The sequence below is a fragment of the Bartonella sp. 1-1C genome, assembly GCF_002810325.1.
Taxonomy (GTDB): Bacteria; Pseudomonadota; Alphaproteobacteria; order Rhizobiales; family Rhizobiaceae; genus Bartonella; species Bartonella rochalimae.
In genome coordinates this window covers 963918-981793 of the sequence record NZ_CP019489.1, presented here as the reverse complement: position 1 = coordinate 981793, position 17876 = coordinate 963918, and the positions used below count along the sequence as shown (strand labels likewise).

The 17876-nt window shown below is 36.7% G+C and carries 16 protein-coding genes; 14 read left to right on the top strand and 2 right to left on the bottom strand.

The genetic code is table 11. From position 1 onward, the window contains the following. Position 1: 1 nt before the first annotated feature. Positions 2-877 (bottom strand): flagellar motor stator protein MotA, encoded by an 876-nt coding sequence (motA, locus tag B11cv2_RS04380; RefSeq protein ID WP_100693484.1) that lies wholly within the window; start codon positions 875-877, stop codon positions 2-4. Positions 878-1142: 265 nt separating this feature from the next. Between motA and B11cv2_RS04375 the strand changes: the two genes are divergently transcribed. The 14 genes from B11cv2_RS04375 (at position 1143) to B11cv2_RS04310 (ending at position 14307) form a co-directional block, all read left to right on the top strand. Beyond that, on the top strand, positions 1143-1943 hold the full coding sequence (locus B11cv2_RS04375) for a DUF1217 domain-containing protein (protein ID WP_100693483.1): 801 nt from the start codon (positions 1143-1145) through the stop codon (positions 1941-1943). A gap of 35 nt (positions 1944-1978) precedes the next feature. Beyond that, positions 1979-2713 (top strand): flagellar basal-body rod protein FlgF, encoded by a 735-nt coding sequence (gene flgF / locus B11cv2_RS04370; protein ID WP_035007133.1) that lies wholly within the window; start codon positions 1979-1981, stop codon positions 2711-2713. A gap of 41 nt (positions 2714-2754) precedes the next feature. Then, on the top strand, positions 2755-4284 hold the full coding sequence (locus B11cv2_RS04365; RefSeq protein WP_100693960.1) for a FliI/YscN family ATPase: 1530 nt from the start codon (positions 2755-2757) through the stop codon (positions 4282-4284). A gap of 591 nt (positions 4285-4875) precedes the next feature. Next, positions 4876-5262 carry a flagellar basal body rod protein FlgB gene (gene flgB / locus B11cv2_RS04360; protein ID WP_100693482.1) on the top strand — a complete coding sequence of 129 codons (387 nt, stop codon included), beginning with the start codon at positions 4876-4878 and terminating at the stop codon, positions 5260-5262. 2 nt (positions 5263-5264) lie between these two features. Beyond that, on the top strand, positions 5265-5681 hold the full coding sequence (flgC, locus tag B11cv2_RS04355) for a flagellar basal body rod protein FlgC (RefSeq protein WP_078673874.1): 417 nt from the start codon (positions 5265-5267) through the stop codon (positions 5679-5681). Positions 5682-5737: 56 nt separating this feature from the next. Next, on the top strand, positions 5738-6076 hold the full coding sequence (locus B11cv2_RS04350; protein WP_100693481.1) for a flagellar hook-basal body complex protein FliE: 339 nt from the start codon (positions 5738-5740) through the stop codon (positions 6074-6076). 46 nt (positions 6077-6122) lie between these two features. Next, the gene (gene flgG / locus B11cv2_RS04345) at positions 6123-6911 is read left to right on the top strand and encodes a flagellar basal-body rod protein FlgG (RefSeq protein ID WP_035007411.1); all 789 of its coding nucleotides are present in this window, start codon (positions 6123-6125) and stop codon (positions 6909-6911) included. 5 nt (positions 6912-6916) lie between these two features. Continuing rightward, entirely contained in the window at positions 6917-7375 is a 459-nt protein-coding gene (flgA, locus tag B11cv2_RS04340) for a flagellar basal body P-ring formation chaperone FlgA (RefSeq protein WP_100693480.1), read from the top strand. Continuing rightward, on the top strand, positions 7375-8601 hold the full coding sequence (locus tag B11cv2_RS04335; protein WP_100693479.1) for a flagellar basal body P-ring protein FlgI: 1227 nt from the start codon (positions 7375-7377) through the stop codon (positions 8599-8601). Before flgA ends, B11cv2_RS04335 begins: the two co-directional genes overlap by 1 nt. Before the next feature lie 44 nt (positions 8602-8645). Next, complete coding sequence (locus tag B11cv2_RS04330; protein WP_245406962.1) at positions 8646-9305, top strand: MotE family protein; 660 nt, start codon at positions 8646-8648, stop codon at positions 9303-9305. A gap of 107 nt (positions 9306-9412) precedes the next feature. After that, the gene (gene flgH, locus B11cv2_RS04325) at positions 9413-10078 is read left to right on the top strand and encodes a flagellar basal body L-ring protein FlgH (protein ID WP_100693477.1); all 666 of its coding nucleotides are present in this window, start codon (positions 9413-9415) and stop codon (positions 10076-10078) included. Positions 10079-10178: 100 nt separating this feature from the next. Further along, entirely contained in the window at positions 10179-10679 is a 501-nt protein-coding gene (locus B11cv2_RS04320) for a flagellar basal body-associated FliL family protein (RefSeq protein WP_100693476.1), read from the top strand. Continuing rightward, positions 10676-11428, top strand: a complete 753-nt coding sequence (gene fliP, locus B11cv2_RS04315) for a flagellar type III secretion system pore protein FliP (protein ID WP_100693475.1) — start codon at positions 10676-10678, stop codon at positions 11426-11428. The genes B11cv2_RS04320 and fliP overlap by 4 nt, the downstream gene beginning before the upstream one ends. Positions 11429-12111: 683 nt before the next feature. Then, positions 12112-14307 (top strand): autotransporter outer membrane beta-barrel domain-containing protein, encoded by a 2196-nt coding sequence (locus B11cv2_RS04310; RefSeq protein WP_100693474.1) that lies wholly within the window; start codon positions 12112-12114, stop codon positions 14305-14307. 310 nt (positions 14308-14617) lie between these two features. Here B11cv2_RS04310 and B11cv2_RS04305 read toward each other — a convergent pair whose 3' ends face one another. Then, positions 14618-17764, bottom strand: a complete 3147-nt coding sequence (locus tag B11cv2_RS04305; protein ID WP_100693473.1) for an autotransporter outer membrane beta-barrel domain-containing protein — start codon at positions 17762-17764, stop codon at positions 14618-14620. Positions 17765-17876 lie beyond the last annotated feature (112 nt).

Below are 17876 nucleotides of genomic sequence, written 5' to 3'. Positions count from 1 at the left end.
TTTAGGCGGCCTCTTTTTCACTACCTTGACTAGCGATTGCATGTTGTTCCATAATATCAATTGTTGGACGGTCTTTTGCTGAGATGGTTTTACGACCGTACTCAAGTGCTATTTGTGGCATTGCGCCGTTCATGTAAGCCAACAGTGTTTGTTTAACAACAATGTAAATACGCGCTTTTTTATTGCGTACTGTTTTTATTTTTGAGGCAAGAGGACCAAAGATACCATAAGCAAAAAAAATACCAGCAAAGGTCCCTACAAGAGCAGCTCCAATTAAGTGTCCTAATACTTCTGGTGGTTCACTTATGGCTCCCATAGCTTTAACTACACCTAAAACAGCTGCAACAATTCCAAGAGCTGGAAGAGCATCAGCCATATTTTGCATTGCTTGATAGGGTTTTTGAGAATCGTATGAAATTGTATGAATTTCTTCATCCATCAAAGCTTCAATTTCAAAATGGCGTGTATTTCCCATGACAATAAGACGGCAATAGTCACAAATAAAATTGGTTAAAGATTCATCTTTTAAGATCAGAGGATATTGCTGAAAAAGCGCAGATTCTTTTGGATTGTCAACATGAGCTTCCATTTCAGATTTTGATTTTGAACGCATTTCGCGCATAAGAACATAGAGCAAACCCAATAGTGATAAAAAATCTTTTTGTTTTGGAACAGCATCTTTCATTGCTTCTATTGTTGCTTGCAATGTATCTTTAATAGCGGGAATAGGATTGGAAACAATAAATGTTCCAATAGCTGAGCCTAAAATGATGACAAATTCCCATGGTTGTACTAAAACATCAAGATGGCCTCCCATAGCGACATAACCGCCAAGTATGCATCCAAAAATAATTATTAATCCTATAATAACACCCAAGGCTGTGAGCTCCTTATTTTAATTTTTGTGGAAAAATAAATGTCTATGCTTGTGTAAAACTTACCATTTATTTTCTTAATATTATATAAAAGTATTACAATGTTGTATAAAAGTGTTAAGAGATATAATACTTTAAAAGTAAAAATCATTTTATCTATTAATAAAGACTTGCTATTTCTTGGTTAATAATAACAAAGTGGTTTTATCATAAGCTTTAGGCAAGTTTTATGCTTTAAATCGGGGCTTGTGTAGAGAGGGGTTTTCTGTGATTAGCACATATACGAGTTATAGAAGTACAATTGATAATATGAAGCAAACGTTTGATAGGCTTTTTCAAAAGCCACAAGTCAAACGTGAGACAGACTATTATGTTAAGCATATTATTGGTGTGAAGTCAGTTGATGAGTTTTTAGCAAATGATAAGATCTATAATTATGCTATGAAAGCTTATGGATTGGAAGACATGATTTTTGCTAAAGGCATGATTCGTAAGGTGCTTTCAGATCCTGAGTATGCGTCTCAATTAGTAGATAAGCGTTATCAGCAATTTGCAGAGGCATTTAATTTTAGCAAATATGGTGAAAAAGCGACACAAAGAGAGAGTGCAAAAACAGTCACCGTGAATAAGTATATGCAACAAACATTAGAAGTTGAAGTAGGCGAAGTTAATGAGGGGACACGTCTTGCTTTGTATTTCACTCGGACTATTGGGGGAATGGTACAGAATAATGTTCTGACAGAAAAAAATTGGGCTTATCAGATTCTGAGCGATAAAGCTTTATCGGCTGTTATTTTTAAGGCCTTCAATATTTCTGAGAATGTGCTTACGTCGCCAATTGAAGTACAAAAATCTTTGTTAGAGTCCCGTATGTCACTTAAGGACTTACAAGATCCAAAGAAGTTAGAACACCTCATTGCAAAATTTTCTGCTATGTATGATGTACAAAATCAAACAGTTGTTAATCCTGCTTTAATGATTTTGCAAGGATCAAATGTAGGTAGAGGTTTAGCTTTTTCAAATGAAACAATAATGGCTTTACAATCTTTCAAACAGGGTGGTCTGTAAGTAAGTATTGATAAGATTCAGAAGGGACTAGGTATATGCAAAATCCGATTTATGTGGGTGTTTCAGGCCAAATTGGCTTGGAACGGCGGATGGAGACTATTGCGCAAAATATGGCAAATGTGAATACACCAGGTTTTCAAGCGGGTGGTATGAAGTTTGATACATTATTGTCTTCCGTTGCACATGAACAGGGTGATCGTGTGTTTTTCACAAGTGCTGGCAAGGGATATATTTCCACTGATCGTGGTTCTTTGGTAGAGACGGGTAATGCGCTTGATATTGCTGTAGTAGGCGATTCCTATTTTTCTATGCAAGCATCTTTCGGACAAGTGTATACTCGCGATGGACGAATGATTATGACTCCGGAAGGGGGATTGGTTTCTGTAACAGGGTTACCTTTTTTAGATGAGGGAGGGGCACCAATTCAGCTTAATCCAGCAGGGGGGACACCACGTATTGTAGCTGATGGAAGTATCTATCAAGATAATGCATTCGTTGGGAAAATTGGTTTATTTCAATTTCAGCCAGGTACCCAGTTGCGTTATGGACCGAATTCTTCTGTGATACCTGATAAAGCAGCTTTTCAATCAGAAGGGGGAAGCGGTGATACTGTTGTGCAAGGGTATATTGAAAGTTCGAATGTGAATGGTGTGATAGAGATGACTCGCCTTATTGAAGTAAGCCGTGCTTTTGAACGTGTTGAATCAATGCTTCGTCAGCAAGAAGAAATGCGTTCTAAATCTATTCAAATTCTGAGTGGAAAAGTATAAATATTTGATCATAGAAAATTTGTGTTAAAGAGTTATGCATGATGCTAGAGAGTGAAAATAGTTCTATGCCAGAAGTTGTTTTAGTTAATGCTACGCCAACAACTGATTCAGTTATAAATTCTTCTCTTGCTGATGCACAAGATACTGATATTCATGCTGAGGAATCAGATGATACGGTAAATCTTCTTAAAGATGTAACAAATGCTGATTCAAATACTGACATAATTGAGACACCTCCTGCTCCTACTGCTTTAAATCGATTGCTTGATTTTGCAAAACACAAAAACGATCATTATTCTCACCTTGTGAGTCAAGGTGGTGTTATTAGCGATGTAGCACGAGGGACATTAGTTGCACGTGGTTTATCACAGTCTGTCTTATTAGGTGATACAGTATCCGTTGAGTGTGAGTCACAGTTTCTACGAGGTGAAATTATTCGTGTTAATGAAGAAAGCGTTTTAATTAAACCTTATGATGAAACTGTTGTTCCTATGCTTTCTGCTTCTGTTTTTCCAAAAGGTCCTCTTTTTGTTGCTCCAGATCGTTCTTGGTGTGGACGGATTGTTAATGCTTTTGGAGAGGCTATTGATGGCAAGGGAGGATTATCTTCTGGGCCACGAAATATGGCAATTGAGACCTATGCACCTCCAGCACTGAAACGTGCGCGTGTGGGTGCAGGATTACGCACGGGCATTAAGGTTATTGATATTTTCACGCCCCTTTGCTTTGGGCAGCGCATTGGGGTTTTTTCTGGTTCTGGGGTAGGGAAATCGACTCTTTTGTCTATGATGATGCAAGCTGATCATTTTGATACGGTTGTTTTAGCGCTTACAGGAGAGCGTGGCCGTGAAGTGCGTGATATGCTTGATGATGTATTACACGATAAATTACACAAATTGATTGGAGTGATCGCAACGGGTGATGAAAGTCCGATGATGCGCCGTTTAGCCCCAATTATGGCGACAACAATTGCTGAATATTTTTCTTCTTTAGGAGATAATGTTTTGCTTGTTGTCGATTCTGTTACGCGCTATGCGTTAGCAACTCGAGAAATTGCTATTACTGCTCATGAGCCACCTGTTTCACGTGGATTTCCTCCACGCGTTTTTAGTGAATTGCCCCGTTTATTGGAACGTGCAGGTCCCGGCAGGGAAGGAAAAGGATCTATTACGGGTGTTTATGCAGTATTGGTTGATGGTGATGACCATAATGATCCCATTGCTGATACTATTCGTGGGATTTTGGATGGTCATATTGTTCTTGATCGTGCCATTGCTGCACAGGGAAGATTTCCTGCTGTTGATATTCTTTCTTCTATTTCACGTTTGGCATCTCATAACTGGACACCTGAACAATGTACATTGGTTAAAAATTTGAAAGAGATGATTTTTCGCTACGAAGAAACACGTGATTTACGCGCTATGGGTGCTTATCGTCCTGGGACAGACCATGTTCTTGATCAAGCAGTTTTTTTAGTTCCATCTATTTATGCTGCAATGAAGCAAAGTCCCGATATGGGACTTATCAGTGATCCCTATGAAGAATTAGCTAAGTTATTAAAAAGTCAGTAATGGCTGCTAGCGGTAAAAGGTAGAATTATTTTTCAAGAGATTACATTTTGTTGTGTACAGGCTTGTGTTTGGTTAGTATTTTTTCTTTTCATGGTTTATGATGTATTTAGAGAAGTTTGAAAGAGGCAACATAGGGTGTTTAGAAAGCTTGATCAGTTTTCTATAAATCTAATAAATTAAGAGTATGTTTGCAAAGTTCTATGTGAATCTATTGATAGAAAAAGGAATACTGTTTGAAAAGATTTCTCTCCCATGATTATAAACCGTATAAATTAATTTTGAGTTAAGCCTTAACAAACAAGATAAGTTTTTTCTTGGTTAAGTTGTGAAAATTTCTTCTTCTCAAATAAATGAAGGGTAGCATCGCGATGGTTAAGTGTGATGCGTATATTGTTTATCAAGTCAGGAAGTTAATTCACTCATGGCAGTTAATGTTTTGTTATTATGACTAATAAAAGTAAGGTGTTGTAAAGACATCTATAGTGCGGGGGCAGGGTATGATTTCATTTTCTTGTAGATTTTAAAATGCGAAAGCAAGTCTCGCACAAGTTTTCTTTATTATGATGGTTTGAAGTAAAAAGGGTAAGAATTATGGATTCGGTTAATTTTTTTGAGATGGCAAATAAACAAGCAAATTGGTTATCTGTTCGCCAAAAGGCAATTGCGAGTAATGTCGCGAATGCAAATACACCAGGGTATAAAGCTCGTGATGTAGAGGACTTTACAGCTGTTTTACAAAATAAAATGATTTCTATGGCTGTGACGAATATCCATCATATGGATATAACCGAAAATGGTATGGAAACGCATATTATCCGCCCTGAAAATGTTATGGAAGTTACGCATTCAGGTAATGATGTCAATTTAGAAGAAGAAATGCGTAAAGGAGGAGACGTTAGTCGCGAAATATCTCTTAACACTGCTATTGTAAAAGCTTTTCATCGAATGACAATGGCAACAGTTAGAGGAGGAGCTTAAGGATGTCTGATCGTCTTATTGCAGCAGAACAGATTGCTACAACCGGTTTGAGTGCTCAGTCAACACGTTTGCGTGTTATTGCTGAAAATTTAGCCAATGCGAATTCAACGGGAAAATCTCCAGGTGCTCGACCTTATCAGCGCAAAACAGTGAGCTTTGAAGCGACGCTTAATCCTTACATTGATGCACAAGGTGTACATGTAACACGGATTAGCACTGATAAAGCGCCTTTTATTATGCGTTATGAACCAGGTCATTTGGCTGCTGATAGTAATGGTTATGTGAAATATCCTAATGTGAATTCGATTATAGAAATGGCAGATATGCGTGAAGCAAATCGCTCATATGAAGCAAATTTACAAGTAATTCGCCAAGCGCGCGATTTAATCTCACAAACGATTGATTTATTAAAAGGATAAGCTGTTTATCACCTTAATTAATAGGTTTTATTTTGAATTTTGTAGGAGCATATAAAATGATTGAAGCATTTACTTCTGTTGTGTCACACAATACCCTTGATTCTTTGGGGCAAGCCAGCAAACAAATGAGTAGTCTTAATGGGCAGCAAATCTTGCCTAGTGTAGTAGGAAACAATGTCAGTTTTGATCAGGTTTTATCTGAGGTTGTAGAAGTTGTTGGTACAAAATTACAAACAGCAGAAAGTCTTTCCATAGATAGAATCTCTGGAAGTGATGTTGGTGTGCGCGAAGTTGTAAATTCGGTAATGGAAGCTGAACGGTCTTTAAGTACAGCTATTGCTCTCCGTGACAAGCTTGTACAAGCATATCTTGAAGTAAGTCGGATGCAAATTTAGCATGAGCACGATAGTGTTTAGAAAAGTATAGGAAAAAATTATGGTCATGAAATCACTGTCAATTGCGGCAACAGGTATGGCTGCCCAGCAAACTAATCTTGATGTTATTGCTAATAATATGGCGAATATTAATACGACGGGTTTCAAGCGTGGGCGTGCAGAATTTGCAGATTTGATGTATGTTGCAGATCGTGCAGTTGGTGTTCCTAATATGCTTAATCAAGCTGTTATACCTGAAGGAGCAATGATTGGGATGGGTGTGCGTACTGCTGCTGTTCGTACGATTAATACCCAAGGGGCTTTTGTGCAAACTGGTAATGCCTTAGATCTCGCTATTAATGGAAATGGTTGGTTTGAAATACAAGATCCCAATGGCAATGTTTTTTATACTCGTTCAGGTGCTTTTAATTTAAGTGAAACAGGGCAGATAGTAACATTGGAGGGCAATTTAGTGCAGCCTGTTATTACTATTCCTATAGGGAGCAAAAATGTCACAGTCAGCCCTGATGGGACAGTTTATTATCAAACGGATACAGATCCTAATGCTGTGGAAGCGGGACGGTTTCGTTTAGTTAATTTTGTCAATGAGGTTGGTCTAGAGCCGATAGGGGATAATCTGTTTCGCGAGACACAAGCTTCTGGTGCACCGGTTCCAGGAGATCCAAAAGAGGATGGATATGGCAGCATTATGCAAGCAATGCTTGAAGCTTCTAATGTTGATCCAGTCAAAGAAATGACAGAACTTATTGCAGCGCAGCGTTCTTATGAAATGAATTCTAAAGTTATTCAAGCGTCAGATGAAATGGCAGCAGTTGTTTCTAAAAATCTGAGGTAAATGGTATGAAAAATCTTTCGCTTTTGCTTATAAGTTTTTTTCTTTCGTTTTTTTTATTCACAGCAGCTTATGCTGATCGGATTGGTTTTCTTGTGCCTGATAAGTCTATTTATGCTGGTCAACGTATCAGTGATATAGGTTTAAGCGAAAAGCATTTTTTTATTAAATCTGATGCAGTTTCCTTGTATGTGACGGATATGAAACAAATTCTTCACAAAGTGGCAAAACGTACTTTAACAGCAGGCCGACCTATTTCTCTTTCTTCTTTAGGAGATCCAGTTTTGGTCGAGCGTGGTCAGGCAACAAAGTTGATTTTCCAAACACATAATTTGCAGATTACAGCTCTAGGAGTTGTTTTACAGTCGGGATCTTCTGGTGATGTTATTCGTGTTCGCAATTCCGATTCAGGGCGTGTGGTTACAGGAACTGTTTTGCAAAATGGTGATGTAAGAGTAGGTTTTTAATGATTATGCGTTTTTTTGCTTGTTTCTTATCTTTTTGGGTTTTCTTTATTCCTGCATTTGCAGATGAAGGCGGGAAAAATGTTGAAGAATATAACTCTACAGTGGAAGCTGATGCTGCTTGGTTAGGGGCGGGGGGGAATCCTGCACAAATGCATTATTCAGATTTAGCACGTTCAAGTGCAGTAGCTCGTTTAAAAGATATTGCGATTGTTCAAGGTGTTCGTTCTAATCAATTAGTAGGTTATGGTTTGGTGATTGGTTTAAATGGTACGGGTGATTCTTTACGAAATGCACCTTTTACAGAGCAATCTATGCGAGCTATGCTGGATAATTTAGGCATCAATCCTCCTGCTGGTGCATCGCGTGTTAATAATATCGCTGCTGTTATTGTAACTGCTGAAATGATGCCCTTTGCAACTCCAGGATCACGGATTGATGTAACGGTTTCTTCTTTGGGGGATGCAACATCTTTGCAAGGGGGAACATTAGTCATGACACCGCTTCTTGGAGCAGATGGTAAAACTTATGCGGTGGCACAAGGCAATATGGTTATTTCCGGTTTTGGTGCTAAGGGAACTGCAGAAAGTGTAACTCAAGGTGTGCCTACATCGGGTCGTATTCCAAATGGTGCACTTGTAGAACGCAAAGTTGATGGAAATTTCAACCATAGTAACGAGATTATTATAGAATTACGGAATTCGGATTTTTCGACAGCAGTGCGTATGTCTGATCTCATTAATATTTTTGCTAATAAGCGTTATAAACAAAGTGTTGCTAGAGAGCGTGATGCGAAAACTATTGTTTTAAACAAACCGCGCAATATTTCAGTCTCACGCTTTATTGCTGACATTGAAGGATTACCTATTCCTACCGATGAGGTGGCGCGTGTAGTTGTTGATGAACGTACGGGAACTGTTGTTATTGGTGAAAAAGTACGTGTTTCACGTGTCGCTATTTCACATGGTAGCTTAACAGTACGTGTGACGGAAGAACCAAGTGTTTCACAGCCTAATCCTTTTAGTGAAACAGGTGATACAATTGTGGTTCCGAGAACATCAATTGATGTTGATCAGTCACTCTCTAATATTGGTATTTTGAGTGGCGTTGATTTAGATAGTCTTGTTAAAGGGTTAAATCAAATTGGTGTCAAACCAACAGCAATTATAGCAGTTCTGCAGGCAATTAAAACCTCAGGCGCTCTTCATGCGGAGCTTGTTGTCCAATGATAAAATTACGTTTTTATGTTTTTTCTTTATTTATAGCAATATTTATGGCTTTTCCGATTGGGAGAGGATATGTGAAAAATGCATCTGTGCCAATTCCTGCACCAAATAAGATTGCTTCATCTATAGAAAATGTAGAACAGTCACCAGTTTCTACTGAAGTGCTTGAACAAAAAATTGAAACTGTATCCCATCAGTCAGTTCAGCCGAAGGAGTCAACAGAGACTAAGGTAGATACTAAAGCTCCTATTGTTTCATTGATACAAGAGAAGTCTGGAGGAAGATCTGAGGAGATATCTGGAGTAAGTAAAGAAGAAATAGAGCGTTTTTGTAGCAATATTGGGAGTCAGGCTGCAGATGCGCGTTTTCAACTACAACGCCAACAATTACAAGAATTACGTGATCAAATTAGTGAACGTGTGAAAATTTTAGAAGAAAAGCAAAACGAATATCAAGTTTGGCTTAATAAACGCAATGAGTTTTTATCAATGGCAGAGAGTTCTTTAGTTGAAATTATTACGAAAATGCGTCCTGACGCTGCAGCTGCTCAATTGGCTTTGATGAATGATCTTGTTGCAGCTTCGCTTGTACTTAAGCTAAGCCCTAAAGTGTCAAGTGCTATTATGAATGAGTTACCGCCTGAAAAATCAGCGGAATTAACTCAAATATTAGTGAGCGCACAACAAGTATCAACAAAAAAGAAATAAACGCTATATGCGATAGAAGTAAAGATAATATGATTATGCAAGTGAAACAGATAAAAAGTACAAATAAATACTCGTCTTTCTTGTGTGTAGCAATTGGGTTGACTACCATGTCTATAATATTAGCCAGTTGTTCTTATAATGTAAAAGATTTTAATTCGGCACCAAATTTTTCACCGGTTCGTGCTGATTTAGGATATGCTTCTTCGCATGCAGCAAGTATTTATCCACCAGCACCAAGTGAAAGCCGATATTCGCTTTATCGTTCAAGCGCTAGTAGCTTTTATCGGGATCCGCGTGCAATGAAGCCAGGTGATGTATTAACCGTGCAAATTTTCATTAATGATCGTGCTAGTTTAAACAATAAAAGTGATTTAAAGCGTGATTCTAATTCCAAATATACAATTGGAGCGGGATATTCATTTATGGATAAGTTGGCTGGTAGTATTGAAGGTGGCTCATCGAGTCAGTCTAAAGGGGATACTAAGGTAGAACGACAAGAAAATATTCGTTTGTCTATTGCAGCTATTGTAACAGATGTTTTGCCAAATGGTAATTTGGTCATTAATGGTTCGCAGGAAGTTCGGGTTAATAATGAATTGCGTATTCTCAATATTGCAGGATTGGTTCGTCCACGTGATATTTCAGGCAATAATATGATTGATTATGACAAAATTGCTGAAGCGCGCATTTCATATGGAGGCCGTGGACGTATGAGTGAAATACAACAACCTCCTTATGGTCAGCAATTGCTCAATCAGATTGCGCCTTTTTAGAGAATGAATATATAATTTAATTTTATTGTTCATTATCAAAAAATAGAAACCTATCAAAAGTAACTTTATAATTACATTATTTATGTGACAGGGAATTTTTATGGCAGAAGAGTCGAAAAAAGAAGAAAACATTGTGCAACGGGAAAGTAGCATAAAAGTTTTTCTGATTGTTGGATTTGTTTTGACATTGGTTGCTGCTGTTTCTGGGTGGTTTTTAGGAGCATGGGTGAGTCGGGAGATGGCGCCAACTTCTAGTAATTTAAAAGAGTTACCAATGACCAAAACTCCAGAGAATCTTATTGCTGCTGATTCTCATATTGTTACTTTGCCTCCTATTTTAACTAATATTGCAGTACCAGAAAATGCTTGGATTCGAATGGAAGTCTCTTTAGTTATTAAGCCTGATGAGAATATTGAATCTACACTGACAGCTGATATATCAAATGATTTTTTAGCATTTTTGCGACAAGTTACAATCGATCAGGTTAAAGGGCCGTCAGGGTTAATGAATTTGCGTGCTGATCTTTTAGATCGTGCTAGAGTTCGTTCCGATAATAAAGTAAGTAATATTTTGATTTCAAGTTTGGTAGTAGAATCATGAAGCGGTTTGGTGGTTTTGTATTGATGATATTTTTGTTAGCAACAACAGTTGCTTTTGCACAAAAAACAGGTGCTGAGAATGCTAGTGGTCTTGCTGGATTATTTTCTTATCCTCAAGGTTCAATTAGTGGACGGATCGTCCAACTTTTCGGCCTATTGACTATTTTATCAGTGGCTCCTGGTTTATTGATCATGGTCACCAGTTTTACTCGTTTTGCCATTGCTTTTTCATTGTTGCGGACAGGTTTAGGATTACAAACAACGCCTTCTAATCTTGTGATGATCTCATTAGCTTTGTTTATGTCCTTTTATGTAATGGCTCCGACATTTAACACAGCATGGGAGGATGGGGTCCACCCTTTAGTAAATAATAAAATCAGTGAACAACAAGCGATAGAAAAAATTAGTCAGCCTTTTCGAGAATTTATGATCTCGCAGGTTCGTGAGAAAGATCTTGACTTGTTTGTTAATCTTTCTGATTCTTCTCTTCAAGTTAAAACAGGTTCTGATGTTGATTTTCGAGTTTTAGTTCCTGCTTTTATGATTTCTGAATTACGTCGTGGGTTTGAAATAGGTTTCCTTATTGTTCTTCCTTTTTTAGTGATAGATCTTGTCGTGGCTACGTTGACAATGTCAATGGGAATGATGATGTTGCCACCAACGGTTATCTCTCTACCATTTAAAATTCTTTTTTTTGTATTAGTTGATGGATGGAATTTATTAGTTGGAAGCTTAATAAGATCTTTTTAAAGTTATATTTAAGCTTATAAATTAGTTTTATTTTATTAATTATTTTAAACAAAATTACAATTTATTCCTACTAAGTATGATATTATTTTATGAGATACTGTATATATTTTAATAGGATATATTTGGAAAAAATATTATAATTTATAAATTCTTATTGAACATTTAGCGTTTGAAATTATAAGAATAGTTAGGAATACATTGTAAGATACTAAACAGGTCGTACTCGTTATTATTTAACTTTATAATATATCGTTAACAGTATAAACTTTGTTTAAGTTTTCCATTTATTATAATAATTATAAATAGAGACTATATTCATCTTATAATAATTTTGCTTGTAAATATTATATTCAAATAAAATAGTTGGGATAGAATCAAGCGCACCTGATATTATTTTCAGTGGAAGATTAACAGCATTGTTCTCTGTGAATTCAGGCCCAGAAAAAATCTGATGTAAATGAACAACAGTTCTGGTTAATTAAAATTCATTGTGATGCTAACAATCAAAATAAATCAATAGTCAATAATGATGTAAATACTTGAATTTATTTTGATTTACTAAGAATATTATCAATTTAATGAAAATGATAACCAAAATTGATAACTTTACATATAACATTTTTTGTTACATATAAAAATATAAAATCCATTTTAAATTTTATAAGTTGTTAATAGGGTCTATTATGCAAAGAGCATTGTATACAGTTTTTACATCATTGAGTTTACTTTTGTCGAATCTATTGTATGTCTTAGCTGAGGTTAATAACAGTTCCAGTGTAGCAAATAAATATCCAGGGGTGCCTAGTATTGCAATCGAAAAAAGTGGTGAACCTGTTGTTATTAATGGTGGGACGTTTAAAGCAGTTTCTGTGGGGATTTTGGCTAATGGTACTAGAGCATTTAGTGCTACAGGAATTGATGTACAAGCAGGTCTTGCAGGTATAATGCCTGCAGGTGCAACTAGAATGTATTTAAAAGATTCAGTTATAAGGATTAAGAGTCCTGATGGTCAAATAAGTAATGGTTATGGTGTTGTTTTTGGATATGATAACTTTAAGAATTCTAAATCCACTAGCACAGATGCTAGTAGCAGAGCTAATATAAGTGTTGTTGCTCCAAGTTTTGTAGAGCTTACCAATACAAAAATTTTATCTAGCAACTTAGGTATTGTAGCATTTGAATCAGGTATTGTGTCACTTAAGAATTCAGAAATTCATTCTAATATTTTATTAGGAAGTTACGGTGTTGAGAGCGTAAGAAGTTTGCCTGTAGTTAATATGTTGAGAGTTTCTGCAAGTCATTCTATTCTAGAAGGTTCAGCACAAGCTACAGGAATGCAATATTCATTTTTAACTCTTAAAGATGATTCAAAATGGATCATACCAGTTAATCTTGGTGTTGGGGAAGAACAACTACGTGCAAAGCAGCGACAAGAATCTGTTCTGCATATGCTTACACTTAATAATAGTGCTGTTGTATTTGATCAAAAAGATAGTGGTATTTACCAAACTTTACGCGTAAGACCTCTCAAATCAAGTGATACGGGACATTATTTAGCAGTTGGTAATGCTAATATTCATTTTAATATGGGTGTGAATGGTTCTGATAAACTTATAATCGAAACTGATGTAGGCGGTATTACTAAAGTTCATATTAATTACGTTGAAGATCACAATGTAGAGGAAAGCCGTAATGCAACGCGTGTTACTAGAAATGCAGTTGTTTTGCCACGGGGAGGAGTTACGGTTATTGAGGTTCATAATAGATCTGTAAGTGAAAAGTCCTTCCAATTAGCTCATGGTTATACTGTATTTAATAGCTTGCCTTATAGGTATGTTCTTAATAGTAAAAGAGAAACTTCTGGTATTTGGAAATTCAATTTGTCAAATGGATATGTTGATGCCCAATCACAAGTGAAAGCCCTTGTACCACAAATGGCTAGTTATGTGGTTATGCCGAATGCTTTATTTTCTGCTGGTTTCTCTGATATCAGTAATCAGAATGGTATATTAGCTGATGTGCAGGAAACGTTAAATGTTGCAGGTAAAAAGACGAGTTCTGTCTTTTTATCTTCTTATGGTAATGCAAAAACTTTTTCATCTATTCGTAATCCGTTGCAATATGGTTATGGTGCGGATATACGTTATGCGGCTCTACAAACTGGTGCTGTGTTAGGTTCTTTTGAAAATGCAAATACAGTTACACGTGTCGGTATGTTAGGAACTTATGGTCAATTATCTTTTACGCCAAAAGATATGGAAGATTCTGCTAAAAGTACTCTTGATAAGTGGTCCATTTCAGTTTTCGGTAATATGCAGCATGATAACAATTCGTATATGAATGCGCTCTTTTCTTATGGTATCTTGAAAGGGCATATTAAGACTGCTGTTGTCGATAATGTAGCAAAACTTGATGATAAAAAGATGTTAAGTGTATCTGCAACTGTCGGTCACAAATTAGCAACTGGTAATAAAAGTGTATCTTTTGAACCGCAGGCGCAAATTGTTTATCAACGTTTGATGTTTGATACTATTTTAGATAGCGATAATCTTGAAGTTAATATGAAGGATCCTCATCAATGGTTAATGCGTGTAGGTGGTCGTTTAACCAAAATGCTTCCTGTTGTTGAAAAGAATAGTTTCATTGCTTTCTATGGAAAAATGAATGTTATAAAGACTCTTAGTTTTAGCGATACCATAGAAGTTGGTGATACTTTTTATCTTGATTCTATGGGTTCTGCTATTGAGGGTGGCTTAGGTGTTAATGTGCAGTTAACTAACAATATTTTTGTGCATGGTGACGCTAGTTATCAGCAAAGGTTATCAAAAACTGGTATGTCTGGAGCATCTTTTTCCGGAAAGCTGCAGTATCGTTTTTGATAGGTTAATACGACTTTAGTAAAGAGGTAATGTACTTTATTTTCTTCTTTATGCGTAAATCTTTATTCTTCTTAGAGCTTTGTGGTCTTCAAAAGCATTTCAAAAAGTGTCCTTTGATAATAAAGATCATTTGTGATTTCATACTCTTTCTTTTCGCATTCATTTAATAGTGCTTTTATCTCTTGATAAAAAAGCGGATAGAAAGAGAGCTTTGGAGGGGAAGGGAATATAGGTTTCGTGAATAGAATTATTATAAAAAAAGGGCAGTATTTATACTGCCCTTTTTGTTGAAGTTAATATCAGTATTGTTTTAGAAACGGTAACGTATTCCACCTGAGAAAGAGGTTGCTGATAGACCTGCTTTTTGAAGTTTGTGTTGGTGGCTGACATCACCATGTAATCCCAATTTTTTATTTAATTGCGCATTAATTCCTACACCACCTTCAACAGAAGCTCCCATAGGATCAAGGTGGAAATTATCGGTAACCTGTATTGTATCACCATCACCAAAAGTGTTAATCATGTTCAGTTTTCCATAAAGGGAAATGATATGACCGTTTTCTGCTGCAGTGACAGTTTTGGTTAAACGTCCACCAATACGAACTAACCATTGGTTAGGATTATTCATATCGATTTCAAGATCATTAGCATCTGAAATATTATCAAACATCAAGCGCTGATAAGCAAGTTGTGCTTGTGGTTCAAAGACCAACCCTTCAACACCAGTTGCAAATTGTTGGCCAATGGTTGCAGAAGCACTCAATGTGTTGACGTCATCCAATTTTGCAATGTTACCAATATCAGCAACTTTAATATTTCCTTTCACAAGGCCATAGGAAAAGAGTGTATCAAGGTACAAGCCATTCCGATGATGTATACTACCGAAAGCTGAAATTGACCACTTATCAAGTGTGCTCTTGGCAGCACCTTCCATATCTTTTGGAGTGAAAGATACTTGTCCATAAGAGCCTAACAAGCCGAAATTTGTTGTGGTATTTTGATTTTCCAGAACACCTAATGAGACTCCTAATTGTAGAGCACTGTAGCGAAGATCCGCTCCGTAACCATATTCGAGAGCAGTATGATTGGATGATAAAGTTGCTGTATTGCCATAAGAAGATAAGAAGAAAGCATTTTTCTTATTGTTATCATTTTCCAATGACATTATCCGCAGATTGGATAAGGATGCATTTTGCTGATTGATATCAGAGAAACCAGCAGAGAATAAAGCATTTGGCATCACCAAATAACTTGCCATTTGTGGGACCAGAGCTTTCACCTTTGATTGAGGGTCAAGATAGGCATTTTGCAAACGGAAATCCCAATATGATTGGCCATCACCAAACAAACTTTGATTTTCATTTTTACTAGAATCCTCAGGACCGTACGCATTAAGAGTGTATTTATAAGGAGAATTATTTATTGTAGTATAGCCATTTGCCAATTTAAAGGAGTCTTTGTTTGCTTCTCCAGAAACTTGGACGAGTGAGAGACCACTTTCATTTGCAGGAGCAGAAGCATTTTCTTCTGGTTTCTTCTTTCCCTTGATACTGTTAACGTAGATTGTTGTTGTGCCTGAAGCATCACCATTAATTACAAGTCGATCTGTTTTTTGATCTTTTGTTTTAAGCCCACTACTCCATTCAGTGTTGAAGTAAACTTTTGCATCGCCTTTTGCATTATAGACTTTTGATGCATCGTTCGGGACTGCTGGGTCGTTTCCATTATATAGAGCAGGTTGTCCTGGATTAACTTCTGGTATTGCTGGTCCTACATGTAATATCTGATATTGACCATCTGTTGGTTTGTCAAAAACAATGGTACTGTTATCGAGATTAAGCGTAGAAACAGTAGAGTGTGATCTCTTAGAAATATCAAGCAGTGCTCCATCTTCATTTGCACCTGCTTCTTTTTCTTCTTTACTGATTTTAAGCGTCCATACTGTACCATTGGTCAGATTAAAGGCTGTTTTAGCCTTGTCTTCAGTTCTAACACCACCTTCTAAGATTGAATGGTCTGCATTGAGTGTAAGAGCTGCTTCTTTGTCATCTTTAGAAGTGTACTTTAATAAAAGATCAGCACGTATTTCTGAATTTTTGAGGCTGATAGCATCTTTTCCAGATTTGTCTCCAAGAATACCTACACCTTTTTCAACGGTAAGTTTTGTATTCGTGAATTTAACATTATTTTGTTGATCATCTTGATCATTTTTAAGCTCTAGGCCATTTTCAGCAGCTGTTGCAGAAACATTGGAAATATCAATTGTTGCACCGTTTTCTACAACGAATGCAGCCTTGTGGGCATCAATTGTACCACCTGTCATTTTAACAACTGTTTCCTTCTCAGAAACAGAAAGACCAGTGCCTTCTTTAGATTGAATGGAAACATTTTCTAAAGAAACTGTGCTGCTTCTGGCGTTAAATCCATCCCCGTTGACAACAGTAATTTTTGTATCTTTTAGTTTGTTTTTATTACTTTTACTGTCTGCAAAAGTAACACCGTCTTGTTCTGCTTTAATAGAACCGCCGGTCATATTTAATATTGTTTCTGGCCCTATTTCAATACCAATTTTATCTGAAGAAATTTCTACATCATTTAATGTAATGCTAGTATCTTTTCCAGAAGCAACAACTGCTTTCCCAGTAGCATTCTCACCAGCACCGTCACTTTTTACTGTAATAGAACCACCATTTGCTACAATTGTGGCGCCGTCTTCTATTTTAAGGCCTTCTTTTTCTGAAGTAATGTCCACATCGCTTAATGTAATGGTTGTGCCTATATTCTTAGCCTGTACAGCAGTTTCTTTGGTCTTAATAGAGCCACCTTCCATCTTGAATTTAGCACCATCTGATAAATTAATACCTGTCTTTTCTGAAGTAATGTCGACAGCGCCTAGTGTAATAGTTGTATTTTTATCCTTAGCTTGTACAGCAGTATCAGTGACATCAATCGTACCACTTTCCATTGTGATATTACCACCCTCAACCCCACTAAGACCAAATCGGAGATCTTTAATAATTGTTTTGCCTTTTAGAATAATTTTGCTATTCGACCCAGACGCTGCTGCACCATTTCCTTGTTTATCCTTAGTGCCAATTAGTGTTAAATTTTCACCTATGATTGTACCACCTGTGCCTTTGTTTTCTCTAGCTTTATTGTCAGCCCCACCTTCAGGATTCCCACCTTCAGGATTCCCACCTTCAGGATTCCCACCTTCAGGATTCCCGCCTTCAGGATTCCCACCTTCAGGATTCCCGCCTTCAGGATTACCTTCTTTTTTATCGCCTACATAAAGGGCACTTGTTCTATCAGATGCAGCTTGAAAAGTTTTGTCTTTGACATTTTTAATTTCGCCATTCGTTATAGAGAGGTCTTCAGCAGCAGCAACATTAAAATGAGCACCAAACAAAATTATAGCAGCCGCAGCTGTACACGATAGAAGATAATTTTTACACATAAAGATTGTCCTAACTTATAAAACCCTAAATATCCCCCCCGCTTATAAGAAGGATATTGAATCGATAATTTCCATTGGTTGAAGTAAATTATTTTTCTTTATATGTAAAGAT

Bases quoted from the DNA above. Each gene is read 5' to 3' on its own strand.
- flgF (WP_035007133.1), top strand. From the start codon at position 1,979: ATGCAAAATCCGATTTATGTGGGTGTTTCAGGCCAAATTGGCTTGGAA.
- B11cv2_RS04365 (WP_100693960.1), top strand. From the start codon at position 2,755: ATGCTAGAGAGTGAAAATAGTTCTATGCCAGAAGTTGTTTTAGTTAAT.
- flgB (WP_100693482.1), top strand. From the start codon at position 4,876: ATGGATTCGGTTAATTTTTTTGAGATGGCAAATAAACAAGCAAATTGG.
- flgC (WP_078673874.1), top strand. From the start codon at position 5,265: ATGTCTGATCGTCTTATTGCAGCAGAACAGATTGCTACAACCGGTTTG.
- B11cv2_RS04350 (WP_100693481.1), top strand. From the start codon at position 5,738: ATGATTGAAGCATTTACTTCTGTTGTGTCACACAATACCCTTGATTCT.
- flgG (WP_035007411.1), top strand. From the start codon at position 6,123: ATGAAATCACTGTCAATTGCGGCAACAGGTATGGCTGCCCAGCAAACT.
- flgA (WP_100693480.1), top strand. From the start codon at position 6,917: ATGAAAAATCTTTCGCTTTTGCTTATAAGTTTTTTTCTTTCGTTTTTT.
- B11cv2_RS04335 (WP_100693479.1), top strand. From the start codon at position 7,375: ATGATTATGCGTTTTTTTGCTTGTTTCTTATCTTTTTGGGTTTTCTTT.
- B11cv2_RS04330 (WP_245406962.1), top strand. From the start codon at position 8,646: ATGGCTTTTCCGATTGGGAGAGGATATGTGAAAAATGCATCTGTGCCA.
- flgH (WP_100693477.1), top strand. From the start codon at position 9,413: ATGTCTATAATATTAGCCAGTTGTTCTTATAATGTAAAAGATTTTAAT.
- B11cv2_RS04320 (WP_100693476.1), top strand. From the start codon at position 10,179: ATGGCAGAAGAGTCGAAAAAAGAAGAAAACATTGTGCAACGGGAAAGT.
- fliP (WP_100693475.1), top strand. From the start codon at position 10,676: ATGAAGCGGTTTGGTGGTTTTGTATTGATGATATTTTTGTTAGCAACA.
- B11cv2_RS04310 (WP_100693474.1), top strand. From the start codon at position 12,112: ATGCAAAGAGCATTGTATACAGTTTTTACATCATTGAGTTTACTTTTG.
- B11cv2_RS04305 (WP_100693473.1), bottom strand. From the start codon at position 17,764: ATGTGTAAAAATTATCTTCTATCGTGTACAGCTGCGGCTGCTATAATT.